At 74.1% G+C, this 16,858-nt stretch carries 18 protein-coding genes; 16 read left to right on the top strand and 2 right to left on the bottom strand.

The window, feature by feature from the left end; genetic code table 11:
* The first annotated feature begins 1 nt into the window (after position 1).
* Complete coding sequence (locus BCAV_RS11260; protein WP_015882727.1) at positions 2 to 928, top strand: FKBP-type peptidyl-prolyl cis-trans isomerase; 927 nt, start codon at positions 2 to 4, stop codon at positions 926 to 928.
* 19 nt (positions 929 to 947) lie between these two features.
* Positions 948 to 1,718: an imidazole glycerol phosphate synthase subunit HisF gene (gene hisF / locus BCAV_RS11255; RefSeq protein ID WP_015882726.1), complete on the top strand. Its 771-nt coding sequence runs from the start codon at positions 948 to 950 to the stop codon at positions 1,716 to 1,718.
* A 40-nt stretch (positions 1,719 to 1,758) separates the two neighbouring features.
* Here hisF and BCAV_RS11250 read toward each other — a convergent pair whose 3' ends face one another.
* A complete protein-coding gene (locus BCAV_RS11250; protein WP_015882725.1) occupies positions 1,759 to 2,604 on the bottom strand; it encodes a helix-turn-helix domain-containing protein in 846 nt (281 codons plus the stop codon).
* 18 nt (positions 2,605 to 2,622) lie between these two features.
* Between BCAV_RS11250 and BCAV_RS11245 the strand changes: the two genes are divergently transcribed.
* The 4 genes from BCAV_RS11245 (at position 2,623) to BCAV_RS11230 (ending at position 7,921) form a co-directional block, all read left to right on the top strand.
* Positions 2,623 to 3,750 carry a zinc-dependent alcohol dehydrogenase family protein gene (locus tag BCAV_RS11245; protein WP_222836636.1) on the top strand — a complete coding sequence of 376 codons (1,128 nt, stop codon included), beginning with the start codon at positions 2,623 to 2,625 and terminating at the stop codon, positions 3,748 to 3,750.
* 31 nt (positions 3,751 to 3,781) lie between these two features.
* Positions 3,782 to 4,240 carry an OsmC family peroxiredoxin gene (locus BCAV_RS11240; protein WP_015882723.1) on the top strand — a complete coding sequence of 153 codons (459 nt, stop codon included), beginning with the start codon at positions 3,782 to 3,784 and terminating at the stop codon, positions 4,238 to 4,240.
* Positions 4,241 to 4,316: 76 nt separating this feature from the next.
* Positions 4,317 to 6,143 (top strand): ABC transporter ATP-binding protein, encoded by a 1,827-nt coding sequence (locus BCAV_RS11235; protein ID WP_015882722.1) that lies wholly within the window; start codon positions 4,317 to 4,319, stop codon positions 6,141 to 6,143.
* Positions 6,140 to 7,921, top strand: coding sequence for an ABC transporter ATP-binding protein (locus tag BCAV_RS11230; RefSeq protein ID WP_015882721.1), 1,782 nt, complete (start codon positions 6,140 to 6,142; stop codon positions 7,919 to 7,921). Before BCAV_RS11235 ends, BCAV_RS11230 begins: the two co-directional genes overlap by 4 nt.
* 29 nt (positions 7,922 to 7,950) lie before the next feature.
* Here BCAV_RS11230 and BCAV_RS11225 read toward each other — a convergent pair whose 3' ends face one another.
* Positions 7,951 to 8,574: a TIGR03085 family metal-binding protein gene (locus BCAV_RS11225; RefSeq protein ID WP_015882720.1), complete on the bottom strand. Its 624-nt coding sequence runs from the start codon at positions 8,572 to 8,574 to the stop codon at positions 7,951 to 7,953.
* Positions 8,575 to 8,711: 137 nt separating this feature from the next.
* On the opposite strand from BCAV_RS11225, the gene hisI reads away from it, so the two are divergent.
* The 10 genes from hisI (at position 8,712) to lgt (ending at position 16,822) form a co-directional block, all read left to right on the top strand.
* Positions 8,712 to 9,083 (top strand): phosphoribosyl-AMP cyclohydrolase, encoded by a 372-nt coding sequence (hisI, locus tag BCAV_RS11220; RefSeq protein ID WP_015882719.1) that lies wholly within the window; start codon positions 8,712 to 8,714, stop codon positions 9,081 to 9,083.
* Positions 9,080 to 10,642 carry an anthranilate synthase component I gene (locus BCAV_RS11215; RefSeq protein WP_015882718.1) on the top strand — a complete coding sequence of 521 codons (1,563 nt, stop codon included), beginning with the start codon at positions 9,080 to 9,082 and terminating at the stop codon, positions 10,640 to 10,642. The genes hisI and BCAV_RS11215 overlap by 4 nt, the downstream gene beginning before the upstream one ends.
* A complete protein-coding gene (locus BCAV_RS11210; RefSeq protein ID WP_015882717.1) occupies positions 10,639 to 11,244 on the top strand; it encodes a Trp biosynthesis-associated membrane protein in 606 nt (201 codons plus the stop codon). Before BCAV_RS11215 ends, BCAV_RS11210 begins: the two co-directional genes overlap by 4 nt.
* Before the next feature lie 10 nt (positions 11,245 to 11,254).
* Entirely contained in the window at positions 11,255 to 11,572 is a 318-nt protein-coding gene (locus tag BCAV_RS11205; protein WP_144016765.1) for an HGxxPAAW family protein, read from the top strand.
* Positions 11,573 to 11,694: 122 nt separating this feature from the next.
* On the top strand, positions 11,695 to 12,222 hold the full coding sequence (locus BCAV_RS11200) for a DUF4190 domain-containing protein (RefSeq protein ID WP_015882714.1): 528 nt from the start codon (positions 11,695 to 11,697) through the stop codon (positions 12,220 to 12,222).
* A gap of 3 nt (positions 12,223 to 12,225) precedes the next feature.
* Positions 12,226 to 12,678 (top strand): DUF2752 domain-containing protein, encoded by a 453-nt coding sequence (locus tag BCAV_RS11195; protein ID WP_015882713.1) that lies wholly within the window; start codon positions 12,226 to 12,228, stop codon positions 12,676 to 12,678.
* A 112-nt stretch (positions 12,679 to 12,790) separates the two neighbouring features.
* A complete protein-coding gene (gene trpC / locus BCAV_RS11190; RefSeq protein WP_015882712.1) occupies positions 12,791 to 13,603 on the top strand; it encodes an indole-3-glycerol phosphate synthase TrpC in 813 nt (270 codons plus the stop codon).
* A 56-nt stretch (positions 13,604 to 13,659) separates the two neighbouring features.
* The gene (gene trpB, locus BCAV_RS11185) at positions 13,660 to 14,955 is read left to right on the top strand and encodes a tryptophan synthase subunit beta (protein WP_015882711.1); all 1,296 of its coding nucleotides are present in this window, start codon (positions 13,660 to 13,662) and stop codon (positions 14,953 to 14,955) included.
* Positions 14,952 to 15,761, top strand: coding sequence for a tryptophan synthase subunit alpha (gene trpA, locus BCAV_RS11180; protein ID WP_015882710.1), 810 nt, complete (start codon positions 14,952 to 14,954; stop codon positions 15,759 to 15,761). The genes trpB and trpA overlap by 4 nt, the downstream gene beginning before the upstream one ends.
* The gene (gene lgt / locus BCAV_RS11175; RefSeq protein WP_015882709.1) at positions 15,758 to 16,822 is read left to right on the top strand and encodes a prolipoprotein diacylglyceryl transferase; all 1,065 of its coding nucleotides are present in this window, start codon (positions 15,758 to 15,760) and stop codon (positions 16,820 to 16,822) included. The genes trpA and lgt overlap by 4 nt, the downstream gene beginning before the upstream one ends.
* The last annotated feature ends 36 nt before the right edge of the window (positions 16,823 to 16,858 follow it).

Below are 16,858 nucleotides of genomic sequence, written 5' to 3'. Positions count from 1 at the left end.
GATGCGTCGTCATGTGCTCGGTGCTGTGCTCGCCGCGGTCGTGCTCGCGGCCGGGGCGGCGTGCGCGCCGGAGCCCGAGGCGCCGCAGGTCGAGGTCGGCGGCGACGTGGGCCAGCGCCCCCAGGTGCACTTCGACGTGCCGCACCCGGTGACCGAGACGACCACCGAGACGATCGTCATGGGTGACGGCGCGCAGGTGGAGGACGGGCGCGGCGTCCTCTTCTCGTATCTCGGCCTCGACGCGACCACCGGCGAGACCCTGGCCGATTCCTACAGCACGCTCCCGGACGCCCGCCTGGCGACGGAGGACGAGCTGGGGGCGGACCTGTACGACACGATCGTCGGCGTCCGTGAGGGGTCGCGGGTGCTACGTCAGGAGGTCGGGACGGTCGGGAAGCCCGACCCCGTCGTGCTCGTGGTCGACATCCTCCCGACCCGTGCCGTCGGGGAGCCGGTCGAGCCGCCCGCCGGCCTGCCGACCGTGGCCCTCGACGACGTCGGCGCACCCACGATCACCATCCCGGACGGCGCCACGCCGCCGTCGTCCCTGACGACGGCGACGCTCATCCGGGGGTCCGGTCCCCAGGTCGCCACCGGCCAGTCGGTGTCCGTGCAGTTCACGGCGGTGCGCTGGAGCGACGGCTCCGTCTTCGACTCCACGTGGGAGTCCGGGGGGCCGCCGCAGGCCAAGCGCCTGGACGACGCGCTGCCCGGGTGGCGCACGGGCATCGTGGACCAGACGGTGGGGTCGCAGGTGCTGATGGTCATCCCGCCGGAGCTCGGCAACGGCGTCGACACCCTCGTGTACGTGGTCGACATCCTCGCGGTGGCGGACGACGTCCCGCCGGACCTGTCCGGGACCGATGCCGGCGGCGGCGGCGAGTCGCCCGAACCCACCCCGACGCCCACCGACTCCCCGTCGGGCTGACGAGCGCTAGCCTGCTCCCATGCCTGTCGCTCTGCGGGTCGTGCCATGCCTCGACGTCGACGGCGGTCGGGTCGTGAAGGGCGTGAACTTCCTCGACCTGCGCGACGCGGGGGACCCGGTGGAGCTCGCCCGTCGCTACGACGCCGACGGCGCCGACGAGATCACGTTCCTGGACGTGAGCGCGTCCACCCAGGGCCGGGCGACGACGCTGGAGATGGTCTCGGCGACGGCCGAGCAGGTCTTCGTCCCGCTGACGGTGGGCGGCGGGGTGCGCGCCGTCGCCGACGTGGAGGCGCTCCTGCGCGCGGGTGCCGACAAGGTCGGCGTGAACACCGCCGCGATCGCGCGTCCGGAGCTTCTCACCGAGATCGCGCAGCACTACGGGAACCAGGTGCTCGTGCTGTCGGTGGACGCGCGGCGCTGCCCGGACGGCGTGGTCACCGACTCCGGCTTCGAGGTCACCACGCACGGCGGGCGCACCGGGACCGGGATCGACGCCGTCGAGTGGGCGGCGGAGGCCACGAGCCGCGGCGCCGGCGAGGTCCTGCTCAACTCGATCGACGCCGACGGCACCACCGCCGGGTTCGACGTCGAGATGATCGAGGCGGTGCGCGCCGTCGTCGACACGCCGCTCGTCGCGAGCGGCGGCGCGGGCACGGTGGAGGACTTCGTGGCGGCGGCCCGGGCGGGTGCCGACGCCGTGCTCGCCGCGAGCGTGTTCCACTACGGAACGCTCACGATCAGCGAGGTCAAGGCCGCTCTGCGGGACGCCGGCTTCGAGGTGCGCTGAGGCGCCGCGCGTCAGACTCCTCGGTCGGCGACGCGCCGCGTCAGCCCCAGGCGCCGTCGGCCCAGGTGGTGGCACCGTCGCTCCCGGCCACGTGCCCGCGGGACGCGGCCCGCGCGCGCAGGATCGCCGCACTCTCGGCGTCGGCGGGCAGGAACGCCTCCAGGTGCAGCTCCGCGAGCGTCACGTCGGTGGCGGTCGCGAACGACGTCAGCGTGGTCATGAGTCGCACCTCCCCGTCGGCGCTGCGCAGCCGCATCGGGACCGCGAAGCCGACGTGGTCCGGGTCCGGCACGAACGGGGGCACCAGCTGCTCGAGCTCGACCAGGAGCGCGTCGAGGCGGGCGTCCGGCGCGCGCGCGGTGCGTGCTCGCAGGCTGTCGAGCACGTGGTGACCCCACGCCGCGAGGTTGATGACGCGTCCGCCCAACCCGTCGGGACTGACAGCCAGCCGCAGCAGGTTCACCGGCGGCACGAGCAGCTCGGGCGCGGCGTCCTCGAGCAGCAGGTCCAGCGCGGCGTTGGAGGCGACGAGCTCACCCGCCGGGCCGACGACGGCGGCCGGGTAGGGGAGGTGGCCGGCGAGAATGACGTCGAGCGCGGCACGCGCCGGCGCGAGCGACTCGTCGTGGAGCGGCGACTCCGTGAACAGCGGTGCGTAGCCGGCTGCCAGCAGCAGGGCGTTCCGCTCGCGCAGCGGTAGCTCGAGCGACTCCGCGAGCCGCACGACCATGGTGCGGCCCGGCCGCGAACGGCCCTGCTCGATGAAGCTGACGTGGCGTTGGGTCGTGCCGGCGCGCAGGGACAGCTCCAGCTGGCTGACGTGGCGCATCCCGCGCCAGCGGCGCAGCTCGCGCGCGAACGGGGTCGGCGTAGAGACGGCGCTCATGTGCGGGGAGCGTATCCGTTGCGCGACGTCGGTCCCATTCCCTCCCGGGTATTGCCCGCCTGTTCCGGCGCGCCCACCCTGACGGGCATGACGACGACCGCACCCGCCGTGCACCGCCCCGCCATCCCAGCCCTGACGACGACGTATCGCGCCCATCTCGGCGCCGGGATCGACGGCCTGACGGCACGCACCGAGCCGACGCCCGAACCAGGGCCGCGGGAGGTGCTGGTGCGCGTGCGCGCCGTCTCGCTCGGTTTCCGGGAGCTGATGATCCTGCGTGGCGCTTACCCGCTGCCGGTCAAGGACGACCTGATCCCCGTGTCCGACGGAGCCGGCGAGGTGGTCGCTGTCGGCGACGACGTCGGGCGTGTCGCCGTCGGTGACCGCGTCACGGCCGCGATCTTCCCGCGTTGGCTCGACGGTCCGTTCACGCGCGACGTCGCCGATCAGCTCGGCGGCTCGCTCGACGGCATGCTGACCGAGTACGCGCTGCTGCCCGCGGGGGCGCTCCTGCCCGTCCCCGCCGGACTCTCCTTCGAGCAGGCGGCCTGCCTGCCGTGCGCGGGCGTCACCGCATGGAACGCGCTGACCGGTGGCCGGGGACTGCGCGCGGGCGAGACGGTCGTGACGGTCGGGTCCGGCGGCGTCTCGTTGCTCGCCGCACGGCTGGCTGAAGCCGCGGGCGCGAGCGTGATCGCCGTCGCCGGCAGCGCCGCGAAGGCGGCGCGGCTTCGCGAGCTCGGCGCCGTCGAGACCATCGACCGCAGCGCCGAGCCAGCCTGGGGCGAGCGCGTGCGGGCGCTGACCGGGGGCCGCGGCGCCGACCACGTCGTCGCCGTCGCCGGCATCGGCGAGCAGGAGCTGAGCGCTGTGGCGATCGAGGGCGAGATCGCGTTCGTCGGCACACTGTCCGACGTCGGCGACGCGCCAGCGATCGACGCGCGCCGACTGTTCGCCTCCGGCGCCGTCGTGCGGACTCTCGCCGTCGGCAGCCGAGCCCAGTTCGCGGCGATGAACCGCCTGATCGAGGCGCGCGCGATCGAACCCGTCGTCGAGGCCGTCTTCGCGTTCGTCGACGCGATCGCCGCGTACCGCCACTACGAGACCGAGCAACCGTTCGGCAAGGTCGTGATCGCGCTCGGATGAGCGCGCCGAGACGGAGAGGAACCCCACCACCATGGCACCACGCATCGGACGAGCGAGCTGGCGCGGAGCGCTGCGCGAGGGCAGCGGCACTGTCACGGTAGGTGAGCGTGCGTGGACGAGTCCGTACTCGTTCGGCTCACGCTTCGCCGACGGACCCGGCACCAACCCCGAGGAGCTGCTCGCGACCGCCCACGCGGGCTGCTTCACGATGGCGCTCACTCACGTGCTCGAAGCCGCCGGCGTCACTCCGCAGGAGGTCTCCACGAGCGCACACGTCGCACTGCGCATGGTGTCCGGCACGCCGACGATCGCCCGCATCGACCTCAGCACGGCTGTCGTGGCGGAGGGGCTCGACGGCGCACGGCTGCAGGAGCTCGCGGACACCGCGAAGGAGGGCTGCGCGGTCTCTCGGGCGCTCGCCGGCGTCGCGGAGATCACCGTCACGGCGAGACTGGCGGCCGCCGTCGACCCGGTGGGGTCCGAGGTGTAGCCAGACGGGGCCATGTGCGAGGATGCCCAGGGCCGCCGTCTCGCGGCCTTCCCCCTCGTGAAGGAGTCCTGGAGCCGTGCCGCCCCACGCTCTCACCGGTGGGCCCGCGCGGCGGTCCTGGGACCTCGTCGTGCGCGGCCTGCGGGCCGAGCCCCGCGCGTTCGCCGTCGCGATCGGTGCATCCGCTCTGTACGGCGTCGGCGTCGTGGCCTCCGGGTGGGCGCTCGGCCAGGTCACCGACCGGGTCGTGGCGCCGGCGCTCGGCGGAGACGGGGTGGAGCCGTCAGCCATCTGGTGGGCGGGCGCCGCCCTCGTGCTCATCGGCGCCGTGACCGCCGTCGCCGTGGCGTTCCGGCGGGTGTTCGCCGGGATCGCCGCGCTCGACGTCCAGGCCGGCCACCGGCGCGCGGTGACGCGCCAGTACCTGCGCCTCCCGTTGTCCTGGCACCGCCGCCACCCCGCGGGGCAGCTCCTGTCCAACGCCAGCTCGGACGCCGAGGCCGCCGGCATGGTGTTCGTGCCGCTGCCGTTCGCGCTCGGCGTCGTCGTGATGATCGTCGTCGCGTGCGCCGCCATGTTCGCCGCAGACCCGTTGCTCGGCCTCATCGGGCTCACGGTGCTGCCGCTCGTGCTCGTCGTGAACGCCGTGTACCGGCGGTGGATGTCCCCGGCGATCACCCACGCGCAGGAACAGCGGGCGCGGGTCGCCGACGCCGCCCACGAGAGCTTCGAGGCGGCGCTCCTCGTGAAGTCGCTCGGCACCGCCGACCGCGAGGAAGAGACGTTCGCGCGGGTCACCGACCGGCTGCGTGCCGCGAACGTCGGGGTCGGGCGGATCCGGTCCGTCTTCGACCCCGTGATCGACTTCCTGCCGTCGGCGGCGACGCTCGCCGTCCTCGTCGTCGGTGCGTCGCAGGTGGCGAGCGGTGCGGCAGGGCCGGGCGACGTCGTCACGGCCGCGTACCTGCTCACGGTGATGACGTTCCCGGTCCGCGCGATCGGGTTCGTGCTCGGCGACCTGCCGCGCTCGCTCGTGGGGCACGACCGCATCTCCCGGGTCCTCGACGCGCCCGGCGGTGACGAGCCGCCGAGCGGCGCCGGCGGTGCGGCGCTCGACGCCCCGCGCGCCGCCCTCGAGGTCCGCCTGGACGGTGTCGCGGTACGCGTCCCCCCGCCGCCGGGCGGCGAGGACGACGTCCCGCTCCTCCACGACGTGTCGCTCACCCTGCGAGCCGGCCGCACGCTCGCCGTCGTCGGCCGCACGGGCTCCGGGAAGTCGACCCTCGTGGACGTCATCGCTCAGCTGACCCCCGCGGCCGCCGGCACCGTCTCGTTCGACGGGACTGACGCGCGCGACGTCCCCGCACTGCAGCGCACCCACGAGGTCGCGTACGTGGCGCAGGAGGCGTTCGTCTTCGAGGACACGGTGCGCGGCAACGTGCTGCTCGACGACGGCGACCCCGACGGCGGCGACGACGACCGGGTGTGGGAGGCGCTCCGGCTCGCCCGCGCGGACGAGATCGTGGACGCGCTGCCCGACGGCCTCGACACGGTGATCGGGGAGCGCGGCACGAGCCTGTCGGGCGGCCAGCGGCAACGGATCGCCATCGCCCGCGCCCTCGTGCGCCGGCCCAGGCTGCTGCTGCTGGACGACGCCACGTCGGCGCTCGACCCCGTCGTCGAACGCGAGATCCTGGCGGGCCTGCGGTCCGCGGGCCGCGACGTGACGGTCGTCGTCGTCGCCTACCGACCGGCGACGATCGCCCTCGCCGACGAGGTGCTGCACCTCGAGCGAGGCCGGGTCGTCGCCCACGGCACCGCAGCCGAGCTCCGAGCCACCGACCCGGGCTTCGTCGACCTCGTGACGGCGTACGAGCGGCACCGCGCGGAGGTCGGCCGATGAGCGCCTCGATCGCCCCGGCGTCCGACCTCGGCGTCTTCGCGACGGTGCGCCGGGGGCTCGCGATGTCCCCGGCGATGCGGCGCGGGCTCGGCGTGACGTTCGTGCTCGCCCTCGTCGCGACCGCCGGGCGGCTCGTCGTCCCGGTCGCCGTCCAGCAGGCCACCGACCGCGGGATCCTCGCGCCGGGCGGCGTCGACGTCGAGGTCGTCACGACCATCGCCGCGGCCGCCCTCGGCGTGCTGCTCGTGGCCACCGCGTGCAGCGCCTGGGTCAACGTCCGGCTGTTCAGCGCCACCGAGGCTGGGCTGGCGCAGCTGCGGGTGGGCGCGTTCCGGCACGTGCACGACCTCGCCGTCCTCACCCAGCACACGGAGCGGCGCGGCTCGCTCGTGTCACGCGTGACGAGCGACGTCGACACGATCTCGATGTTCGTGCAGTGGGGCGGGCTGATGCTCGTCCTGTCGACGCTGCAGATCGCGGCGGCGACCGTCGCCATGGCGATCTACTCGTGGCAGCTGACGCTCGTCGTCTGGGTGACGTTCGTCCCGATGCTCATCCTGGCGCCGCGTGCTCAGCGCGCGCTGAACGTGGCGTACGCGCTCGTGCGGCACAAGGTCGGGAGCATGCTCGCGAGCGTGTCCGAGGCGGTCGTCGGAGCGCACACGATCCGCGCCTACGGCGCCGGCGCGCGGACCGGCTCGCGCATCGAGGGCGCCGTCCGCGACCACCGCGACGCCGCCGTGCGGGCGCAGACGCTGGCCTCGGTCGCGTTCTCCGCCGGGGTGCTGAGCTCCGGCGTCGCGCTGGCCGCCGTCGTCGTCGCCGGCACGTTCCTCGGGATCGCCGGCGAGATCACGGTCGGCACCCTGCTCGCCTTCCTGTTCCTCGTCCAGCTGTTCACCGGACCCGTGCAGAGCGCGACGGAGGTGCTCAACGAGCTGCAGAACGCCGTCGCCGGCTGGCGCCGGGTGCTCTCCCTCGTCGAGACGCCGATCGAGGTGGCCCCACCGGCCGACCCGGTCGATCTCGGACAGCGGCGCGCCCTCGACGTGCAGCTCGACGGCGTCTCGTTCTCCTACCCCGGCGGTCCGCGGGTGCTCCACGACGTCGACCTGCGCCTGCCCGCGGGGGCGCGGGTCGCCGTCGTCGGGCGCACCGGATCCGGCAAGACGACGATCGCGCGGCTCGTCGCGCGCCTCGCCGACCCCGACGCCGGGGCCGTGCGGCTCGGCGGCGTCGACGTGCGGGAGATCGCGCCGGCCGACCTGCGGACGCGCGTCGTCGTCGTCCCGCAGGAGGGGTTCCTGTTCGACGCGACGCTCGCCGACAACATCGCCTACGGGCGGGTGCCGCACTCGCGCGCCGAGGTCGAGCAGGCGGTCGTCGACCTGGGTCTGGTCGACTGGGTCGCGGCGTTCGACGCGGGGCTCGACACCCCGGCGGGCCAGCGGGGGGAGTCCCTCTCGGCCGGGGAACGGCAGCTCGTCGCGCTGGCACGCGCCCACCTCGCCGGTGCCGACCTGCTGGTCCTCGACGAGGCGACCTCCGCCGTCGACCCGGCCACGGAGCTGCGGATCAGCCGCGCGTTCGCCGAGCTCACGCGGCAGCGGACCTCCGTGACGATCGCGCACCGGCTCTCGACGGCGCAGGCTGCCGACCTCGTGGTGGTCGTCGACGGCGGGCGCATCGTCGGTGTGGGCCCGCACGCCGAGCTGCTGGCCGCCGACGGCGTCTACTCCCGGATGTTCGCCTCCTGGGTCGCGCAGAGCGCGTCCTGAGCGCACCCACCGAGCACGTACGTAGGGCGTCAGGCGTCAGCGGGCGAGGTGAAGCGGGCGACGGCGTCGGCGGGTCCGTCGACGTCGACGAGGGCGGCGCGTTCGCGGCCGGTGGCGTGCAGCGCGAGCTCGACGGGCGTCCCGGTCAGCACGACGCTCTCGGCGCCGCGCACCACCACCGCTCGGGGGCCGTCGGGGACTCGCATGATGACGCCGACCCCGCGCCGTCGGTACGTGAAGCGGCCGAACCGGCTGACGGACCGGAACAGGCGTGACTCGAGCTCGTCGTCGAGGAGGCGCGGCGCATCGGGTACGCGCTCCCCGCGCAGCACGTCCTCGGCGTGCACGAGGAACTCCAGGACGTTCCCGCCGTCCGTCAGCCGGGTCAGGATCGCGCCCGGCCCGGCGGCCACCCGCCCGACCAGCTCGGCGTACGCGTCGGGCAGCGCAGCGTCGTCGCCGGTCGTCTGCACCTGCCGCTCCGTCCAGTCCGCGAGCGGGCCTCCGCTCGCCCCGGCCATCGTCCAGGGCCGCCGTTCCCGCAGCACGATGTGCGCGGCAAGGTGCCGCGTGCGCCAGCCCTCGCACAGCGTGGGCGCGTCGGGTCCGGCAGCGAGCAGGGCGTCAGCGAGGGTCTCGCGCGGCGTCGGCATGGCGCCATCCTCGCAGCAGCGTCGCCGAGGGAGGGCCGCGCGGACGAGGAAGGAGTCCGGACCTCCGACCTGACCCCTGCGGTCCTGTCTCGCGGCTCCGACGCCGGGCAGGGTCGCGGCGATGGAAGGATGGACCGGTGCCCCGTGAGTCCCACCTCGATCCCGCGATCGGCGAGCGGCTGCGCCGCGACGCCGACGGCCTCGTGTGCGCCGTCGTCCAGGAGGCGTCCACGCGTGACGTGCTCATGGTCGGCTGGATGGACGACGAGGCGCTGCACCGCACGCTGACCACAGGTCGCGTCTGGTTCTGGAGCCGGTCCCGCGGTGAGTACTGGCGCAAGGGGGACACCTCGGGTCACGCCCAGTACGTCCGGGGAGTGTCGCTCGACTGCGACGGCGACGCGCTGCTGGTCGAGGTCGAGCAGGTCGGTCCCGCGTGCCACACCGGCACGCACTCGTGCTTCGACGCCGGCGGACCGCTGCCCGCGGTCGTCGGGAGCGCCCCGTGACCGCGGCTCCGGACGCTCCGACGGCGGTGGAGGTCGGTTGGGGGCAGACGTGGCCGCGCCTCGGGGAGTTCCGCGACCTGGCGACCGCGCGCCGCGTGATCCCCGTCGTCCGGCGGCTGCTCGCCGACGAGCTGACGCCGGTCGGCGTGTACCGCGCGCTCGCCGGCGGCCGCCCCGGCACGTTCATCCTCGAGTCCGCGGCAGCAGACGGCTCGTGGGACCGGTACTCGTTCGTCGGGGTCAGGTCCCGGGCGACCCTCACGGCTCGTGACGGTCGCGCGGTCTGGCTCGGCGACGTCCCCGTGGGCGTCCCGACCGAGGGCGATCCGATCGAGGTCCTCGGCGCCACGCTCGAGGCGCTGCGCACGACGGCGATCCCGGGCCTGCCGCCGTTCACCGGCGGGCTCGTCGGCGCGCTCGGCTGGGACGTGATCCGGTACTGGGAGCCGACTCTCGTGCCGACGTCGCCGGACGAGCTCGGCATCCCCGAGCTGGCGCTGTGCCTCGCGAGCGACCTCATCGTCGTCGACCACCACGAGGGCGCCGTGTGGCTGATCGCGAACGCGATCAACTTCGACGACACGGATGCCCGGGTGGACGAAGCGCACGCCGACGCCGTCGCGAGGCTCGACACCCTGGAGCGCGGCCTCGCAGCTGCCCGCGCCGGCGCGCCCCTCACGCTCGGCGACGCGCCGGAACCGGCGGTCGACCACCGCAGCACCCAGGAGGAGTACGAGGCGATCGTCGAGCAGGGCAAGCGGGAGATCCGCGACGGCGAGGTGTTCCAGGTCGTGCTGTCGCAGCGGTTCGACCTGGACTGCCCGGCGGACCCGATCGACGTCTACCGCGTCCTGCGCACGCTCAACCCGAGCCCGTACATGTACTGCGTGACGCTCGAGGCGCCCGACGGCGCGTTCTCCGTGGTCGGATCCAGCCCGGAGACGCTGGTGAAGGTCGAGGGCCGGCGGGTCATGAGCTTCCCGATCGCCGGGTCGCGTCCGCGGGGGAAGGACGCCGTCCAGGACGCCGAGCTGACGGCGGAGCTGCTCGCCGACCCGAAGGAGCTGGCGGAGCACCTCATGCTCGTCGACCTCGCCAGGAACGACCTCGCGAAGGTGTCGGACCCGGCGACGGTGCGCGTGGTGGAGTTCATGGACGTGCGGCGGTTCAGCCACATCATGCACATCTGCTCGACGGTGACCGGTGAGCTGCGACCGGACGCGACGGCGCTGGAGACGCTCACCGCCACGTTCCCCGCCGGCACGCTGTCCGGGGCGCCGAAGCCGCGCGCGGTGCAGCTCATCGACGAGCTCGAACCCGCCCGGCGCGGGATCTACGGGGGGACCGTCGGGTACTTCGACTTCGACGGCAACATGGACATGGCGATCGCGATCCGGACGGCGCTGATCCGCGGCCGGACCGCGAGCGTGCAGGCCGGTGGGGGGATCGTGGCGGACTCGGTGCCGACGTCCGAGTACGAGGAGTCGCGCAACAAGGCGGCAGCGGCGATCCGCGCCGTCCAGCTCGCGGCCCGGCTGCGCCCGGCGGGTACGCCGTGACCGCTGTCCTGTCCCGGGGCCGTGCGGCGCTGGCGTCGGGCCTCGCCGGCGGCGTGCTGCTCGCGACGAGCGCGACGCCGTGGGCCTCGGCGGCCGTCGCGTCGCTCGTCGGCGACGACCGGGTCACCGTGTCCGGTGCGGACGCCGCGCCGGCGGTCCCCGCGCTCGGGATCATCGCCCTCGCCTCCGCCCTCGCCCTGGCGCTCGCGGGTCCCGTGCTGCGCCGTGTCGTCGCCATCGTCCTCGCCGCCGCCGGGCTCGCGGTCGTCGTGCTCGCCGTCGGGGTGATGCGCGACCCCGGGCCCGCGCTGCGGTCTGCGGCGGCGGAGCTCACGGGCGTGCCGGAGCTCGCCGGCGCGGTCACGACGACGGCGTGGGGGTGGGTGTGCGCCGTCGCCGGCCTGGCGACGGCGGCACTGGGCGTCGCCCTGCTGTCGTCACGTCGGTCGTGGGGGACGAGCAGCCGGCGCTACGAGCGTGCCGGGGCTGCGCCGTCGACCCCGCCGCAGCCGGAGGCCGACCGCCCGCGGAGCGACCGCGAAGAGGCGATGGACGACTGGGACGCGCTCAGCCGGGGCGAGGACCCGACCGCCGACCGATAGGCTCGCCGGCATGGCCGAACGACGCCCCGCGCACCCAGGAGACGACATGACGGACCGCGACCTGCGGCTCGTGAGCCCCGGCGGGGACCGCCTGCCGCCCGCGCCGGCGCACCACAACGAGGGCAAGACCGTGGCCGGCTGGACCACGAACTGGCTCCTCATCGTCGGAGCCGTGATCGTCGGCGTCGGCATGATCCTTCCGACCATGACCCTCGTGTACGTCGGGGGCGGTGTGATCGTCCTCGCGCTCCTGATCGGGGCGTTGCTCAAGGCGGTCGGCCGTGGCCAGCCGCGGCGCACGCCGGCCGCGGAGCCCGCTGACGGCTGACGCCGGCGGGGAGTCCTCCCCATGGTCACGCCGGGTGCCGCGCGGCCGGAGTCGATAGGGTTTCCGGCCAGGGCCGCCGCCGCGCGGGCCGCGCCAGTCAACCCGAACCGACAGGAGTACTGATGTCGTACACGCCACCCCCGCCTCCCGGACCCAACGACCCGACGTCCGGTGGTTCGCAGGGCGGGGTTCCGCCGTACGGCGCGAACCCTCCGGCCCAGCCGCCGAGCGCCCCTCCGCCCTACGGTGCGAACCCGCCCGCCCAGCCGCCGAGCGCACCGCCGCCCGGTGGTGGCGTGCCGCCCTACGGCGGCAGCGGCGGCGGCGTCCCGCCCTACTCCGGCGGTGGCGGCGTTCCCCCGTACGGCGGTGGCGGCATGGGCGGCCCGGCCGGCTACGGCGGCGGGACGCAGAAGAACTCCCTCGGCATCTGGGCGCTCGTCTGCGGGATCCTCGGCCTGTGCTGCGGGCCGCTCTCGATCGTCGGCATCGTGCTGGGCCGTCAGGGCATGGCGGCCGCCGACCGGGGCGAGGCGAACAACCGCGGGCTCGCCCAGGCGGCGTTCATCGTCTCGATCGTGACCATGGTGCTCTGGATCATCGGCGTCATCTACAACGCCAGCACCGGCGGCTTCGACAACATCTTCTGACCGGTGACCACGGCACCCGTCCTCTCCTCCGGCGCGACGTCGACGCCGGAGCCGCGGCCGCGCTGGCGCGGGGTGCTGGGGACGGGTGCCGTGGTGGCAGCAGCGACGCTGCTCGTCGCCCTGCACGACCCGCACCAACCGGGCAGCTACCTCTCCTGCCCGTTCCTCACGCTCACCGGGTTCGCGTGCCCGGGCTGCGGCGGCCTGCGGGCCGTCCATGACCTCGTGCACCTGGATCTCGCCGCGGCGTGGGCGATGAACCCGCTCGTCGTCGTGTTCGTGCCGATCACCATCGCGCTCTGGCTCGTGTGGCTGTGGCGGGTCGCCCGGCGACGCGCCGCGTGGCAGCCCGGGCCACGGACGATCGTCGGTCTGGCCGTCCTGGTCGTCACATTCTGGGTGCTCCGCAACGTGCCGGTCCTCGCGTCCTATCTCGGCCCCGCGGCCGTCGGCTGAGGCCCGCTCCCGCCCGCCCGTCCCGACGGTCGGCCCGGATGTGGCGGCGGTCACGACCACCGGGGCGACGCATCTACGATGTGGTGGTCGTCAAGTGGAGGGACCGGGAGCCGTGACAGTCCTGGAGGACATCGTCGCCGGCGTGCGCGAGGATCTCGCGACCCGCGAGGCGGCGACGCCGCTCGCCGTCGTGAAGGAGCAGGCGCTGGCCCGTGCGGGCGCGAAGAGCGCCGTCGACGTCCTGCGCCGTGAGGACGCCATCGCGGTGATCGCCGAGGTCAAGCGGTCGAGCCCGAGCAAGGGTGCGCTGGCCGACATCGCCGACCCGGCCGGCCTGGCCGCCGACTACGAGGCGGGGGGTGCCAGCGTCGTCAGCGTCCTCACGGAGCAGCGCAGGTTCGGCGGCAGCCTCGCCGACCTCGACGCCGTCCGGGCCGCCGTCGACGTCCCGGTGCTGCGCAAGGACTTCGTGGTCAGCCCGTACCAGGTGTGGGAGGCGCGCGCCCACGGCGCCGACCTCGTGCTCCTCATCGTCGCTGCGCTCGAGCAGACGGTGCTCACGTCACTCGTCGAGCGGGTCCACTCGCTCGGGATGACGGCGCTCGTCGAGGCGCACGACGTCGGCGAGGCGCATCGGGCGATCGACGCCGGCGCGCGCGTGCTCGGCATCAATGCGCGCAACCTGCACACGCTCGAGGTGGACCGCGCGACGTTCGCCGAGGTCGTGGGCGTCGTGCCCGACGGCGTCGTCAAGGTCGCCGAGTCGGGGGTCCGTGGCCCGCACGACGTGCTCGAGTACGCCCGCGCCGGAGCCGACGCCGTGCTCGTCGGCGAGTCGCTCGTCACGCAGGGCAACCCGCGCGGCGCCGTCGCCGACCTCGTCGCGGCCGGTGCGCATCCCGCTCTGCGCGCGGTGCGGCACTAGCCGCGGTGGCCGAGGAGGTCGAGCCGGCGGTGCCGGCACAACGAGGAGGAACGTCGATGCCCGAGGCCGGTACCGATCGGCTGGAGAACGTCACCGGCCCGTACTTCGGTGCGTTCGGCGGGCGGTTCGTCCCGGAGGCGCTGATCGCGGCGCTCGACGAGCTGTCGACGGCGTACGACAAGGCACGCACCGACCCGACGTTCGAGGCGGAGCTCACGCGCCTCCACCGGGAGTACACGGGCCGTCCCTCCCCGCTGACGGAGGTGCCCCGGTTCGCCGAGCACGTCACGGGCACGCCGGGCGAGGCCCGGATCTTCCTCAAGCGCGAGGACCTCAACCACACGGGGTCCCACAAGATCAACAACGTGCTGGGCCAGGCGCTGCTCGTGAAGCGGATGGGCAAGACGCGCGTGATCGCGGAGACCGGCGCGGGCCAGCACGGGGTGGCGACGGCGACAGCCGCGGCGCTGATGGGGCTCGAGTGCGTCGTGTACATGGGCGAGGAGGACACCCGGCGGCAGGCTCTCAACGTCGCCCGGATGCGGATCCTCGGGGCCGAGGTGGTTCCGGTCACGCACGGCACGCGCACGCTCAAGGACGCGATCAACGAGGCGCTGCGCGACTGGGTGACGAACGTCGACAGCACGCACTACCTGCTCGGCACCGTCACCGGGCCGCACCCGTTCCCGGAGATGGTGCGCGACTTCCACAGGATCATCGGTGCGGAAGCACGCGAGCAGATCCTCGAGCGCGTGGGCCGCCTGCCGGACGCGATCGCCGCGTGCGTGGGCGGCGGGTCGAACGCCATGGGGATCTTCAACGCGTTCCTGGACGACGACGGCGTGGCGCTGTTCGGGTTCGAGGCCGGCGGTGCGGGGGTCTCGTCGGGCCGGCACGCCGCGCGCTTCAGCGGTGGGTCGCCGGGCGTGCTCCACGGCGCACGCTCGTACCTCCTCCAGGACGACGACGGCCAGACCCTGCCCAGCCACTCCGTCTCGGCCGGCCTGGACTACCCGAGCGTCGGGCCGGAGCACGCGTGGCTGCACGACATCGGTCGAGCGACGTACGAGCCCGTCACCGACGACGAGGCGATGGAGGCGTTCCTCCTGCTCAGCCGCACCGAGGGCATCATCCCTGCCCTCGAGAGCGCGCATGCGCTCGCTGGCGCGCTGCGCGTGGGCCGGCGGCTCGCGGAGGCTCGTCCCGCCGGTGCCGAGGCACCCGTGCTCCTCGTCAACCTCTCGGGGCGCGGGGACAAGGACATGGACACAGCTGCCCGGTGGTTCGGGCTGCTGGACGAGAACGGGTCAGGAGCCGGCGGCTCCGCCGACGCCGAGGAGGGCGAGCGATGAGCACTCGCGTGTCGGCCCGCGTCGGGGCACGGATCGACGAGGTGCGCGCCGAGGGGCGTGCGGCGCTCGTCGGGTACCTGCCGCTGGGCTACCCGACTCTCGACGCGTCCGTGGACGCCGTCCGGGCCATGGTGGGAGCCGGCGTCGACATCGTCGAGCTCGGCCTGCCGTACACGGATCCGGTGATCGACGGCCCGGTCGTGGCCGACGCCGTCGACGCTGCTCTGCGCGCCGGCGTGCGGGTGCGCGACCTGTTCGGCGCTGTCGAGGCGATCGCCGACACCGGGGCTCAGGTGCTGGTCATGACGTACTGGAACCCGGTGCTGCACTACGGCGTCGAGGCCTTCGCCGCGGATCTCGCGGCCGCCGGGGGAGCCGGGCTCATCACGCCGGACCTCATCCCGGACGAGGCGGACGAGTGGATCGCCGCGTCCGACGCCCATGACCTGGACCGCGTCTTCCTCGTGGCGCCGAGCTCGTCCACCGAACGCCTGGCGATCACGGCGGCCGCGAGCCGTGGCTTCGTGTACGCCGCGTCGACGATGGGGATCACCGGGACCCGCGCGAGGGTGGGGGAGCGCGCCGAGCAGCTCGTCGCCGACACGCGCGCAGCCGGAGCCGAACGCGTGTGCGTCGGGCTCGGCGTGTCCAACGGGGCGCAGGCCGCCGAGATCGCCGCCTACGCCGACGGCGTCATCGTCGGCTCCGCGCTCGTCCGGGCGCTCGACGGTGTCGATCCTGCCGACCCCGACCTCACCCGGTTGACCGACCTCACTCGCGAGCTCGCCGCGGGGGTGCGCGCATGATCGGGGCGGCGGGGATCCCGAGCCCACCCCAGGGTGTCTGGTACCTGGGGCCGCTGCCGCTGCGCGCGTACGCGCTCGCGATCCTGCTCGGCGGGGTCGTCGCGGCGATCATCCTGACGAAGCGGTACGTCGCACGCGGCGGACCGGGCGACAAGGTGTTGGACATCGTGTTCTGGGCGGTCCCCTTCGGGATCGTCGGTGCGCGGCTCTACCACGTGTTCTCCTCGCCCGACGCGTACTTCGGTCCCGGCGGCAACCCCGTGGCGGCCCTGTACATCTGGAACGGCGGGCTGGGGATCTGGGGCGCGATCGCGCTCGGCGCCGTCGGTGCCTGGATCGGGCTGCGGCGCGCCGGGCTGCGCCTCGCTCCGTTCGCCGACGCGCTCGCGCCGGGCCTGCTCGTCGCCCAGGCGATCGGCCGGCTCGGGAACTGGTTCAACCAGGAGCTGTTCGGGACGCCGACGACGCTGCCGTGGGGCCTGCAGATCTCCGGCGAGCGGTTGCGCGAGCTCGGCATGGACTACCCCGAGGGCACGCTGTTCCACCCGACGTTCCTGTACGAGCTCGTGTGGAACCTGGCCGCGGCAGCGCTCCTCGTGTACCTGGACCGGCGGTTCCGCCTGGGCCACGGGCGCGTGTTCTGGCTGTACGTCGTGTTCTACACGCTCGGCCGGACGTGGATCGAGATGCTGCGCATCGACGAGGCCGAGCAGGTGCTCGGGCTCCGGCTCAACGTGTGGACGTCGATCCTCGTGCTCCTGGTGGCGCTGGTGATCTTCGTCGTCCTCGGACGGCGGTACCCGGGCCGCGAGGAGAGCGTCTGGCTGCCCGGGCGAGAGCCGGAGGACCAGGGAGACGCGGACAGCGAGGAACGAGCGGAGGAGGATCGCGACCGAGGGCACGACGGCGAGGATCCGACGGACGGCGTCGAGGACGACGAACCGGCGGACGACGTCGCTGTAGACTCGTCTCGCGATACGAACCGCGTACGCACAGAGCGTGAGACGCCCGCCACCCTGGGCCCCGACGCCGACGAGCAGGACTCGACCCCCCGCACCTGACCAAGGGCGGGTGAACGACGAGTATCCTCATCACCA

This window comes from Beutenbergia cavernae DSM 12333 (assembly GCF_000023105.1).
Lineage (GTDB): Bacteria > Actinomycetota > Actinomycetes > Actinomycetales > Beutenbergiaceae > Beutenbergia > Beutenbergia cavernae.
The sequence above is the reverse complement of the archived record's forward strand: the minus strand, read 5'-3'. Positions and strand labels throughout refer to the sequence as shown.

Bases quoted from the DNA above. Each gene is read 5' to 3' on its own strand.
- BCAV_RS11260 (WP_015882727.1), top strand. From the start codon at position 2: ATGCGTCGTCATGTGCTCGGTGCTGTGCTCGCCGCGGTCGTGCTCGCG.
- hisF (WP_015882726.1), top strand. From the start codon at position 948: ATGCCTGTCGCTCTGCGGGTCGTGCCATGCCTCGACGTCGACGGCGGT.
- BCAV_RS11250 (WP_015882725.1), bottom strand. From the start codon at position 2,604: ATGAGCGCCGTCTCTACGCCGACCCCGTTCGCGCGCGAGCTGCGCCGC.
- BCAV_RS11240 (WP_015882723.1), top strand. From the start codon at position 3,782: ATGGCACCACGCATCGGACGAGCGAGCTGGCGCGGAGCGCTGCGCGAG.
- BCAV_RS11230 (WP_015882721.1), top strand. From the start codon at position 6,140: ATGAGCGCCTCGATCGCCCCGGCGTCCGACCTCGGCGTCTTCGCGACG.
- BCAV_RS11225 (WP_015882720.1), bottom strand. From the start codon at position 8,574: ATGCCGACGCCGCGCGAGACCCTCGCTGACGCCCTGCTCGCTGCCGGA.
- BCAV_RS11205 (WP_144016765.1), top strand. From the start codon at position 11,255: ATGGCCGAACGACGCCCCGCGCACCCAGGAGACGACATGACGGACCGC.
- BCAV_RS11200 (WP_015882714.1), top strand. From the start codon at position 11,695: ATGTCGTACACGCCACCCCCGCCTCCCGGACCCAACGACCCGACGTCC.
- trpB (WP_015882711.1), top strand. From the start codon at position 13,660: ATGCCCGAGGCCGGTACCGATCGGCTGGAGAACGTCACCGGCCCGTAC.
- trpA (WP_015882710.1), top strand. From the start codon at position 14,952: ATGAGCACTCGCGTGTCGGCCCGCGTCGGGGCACGGATCGACGAGGTG.
- lgt (WP_015882709.1), top strand. From the start codon at position 15,758: ATGATCGGGGCGGCGGGGATCCCGAGCCCACCCCAGGGTGTCTGGTAC.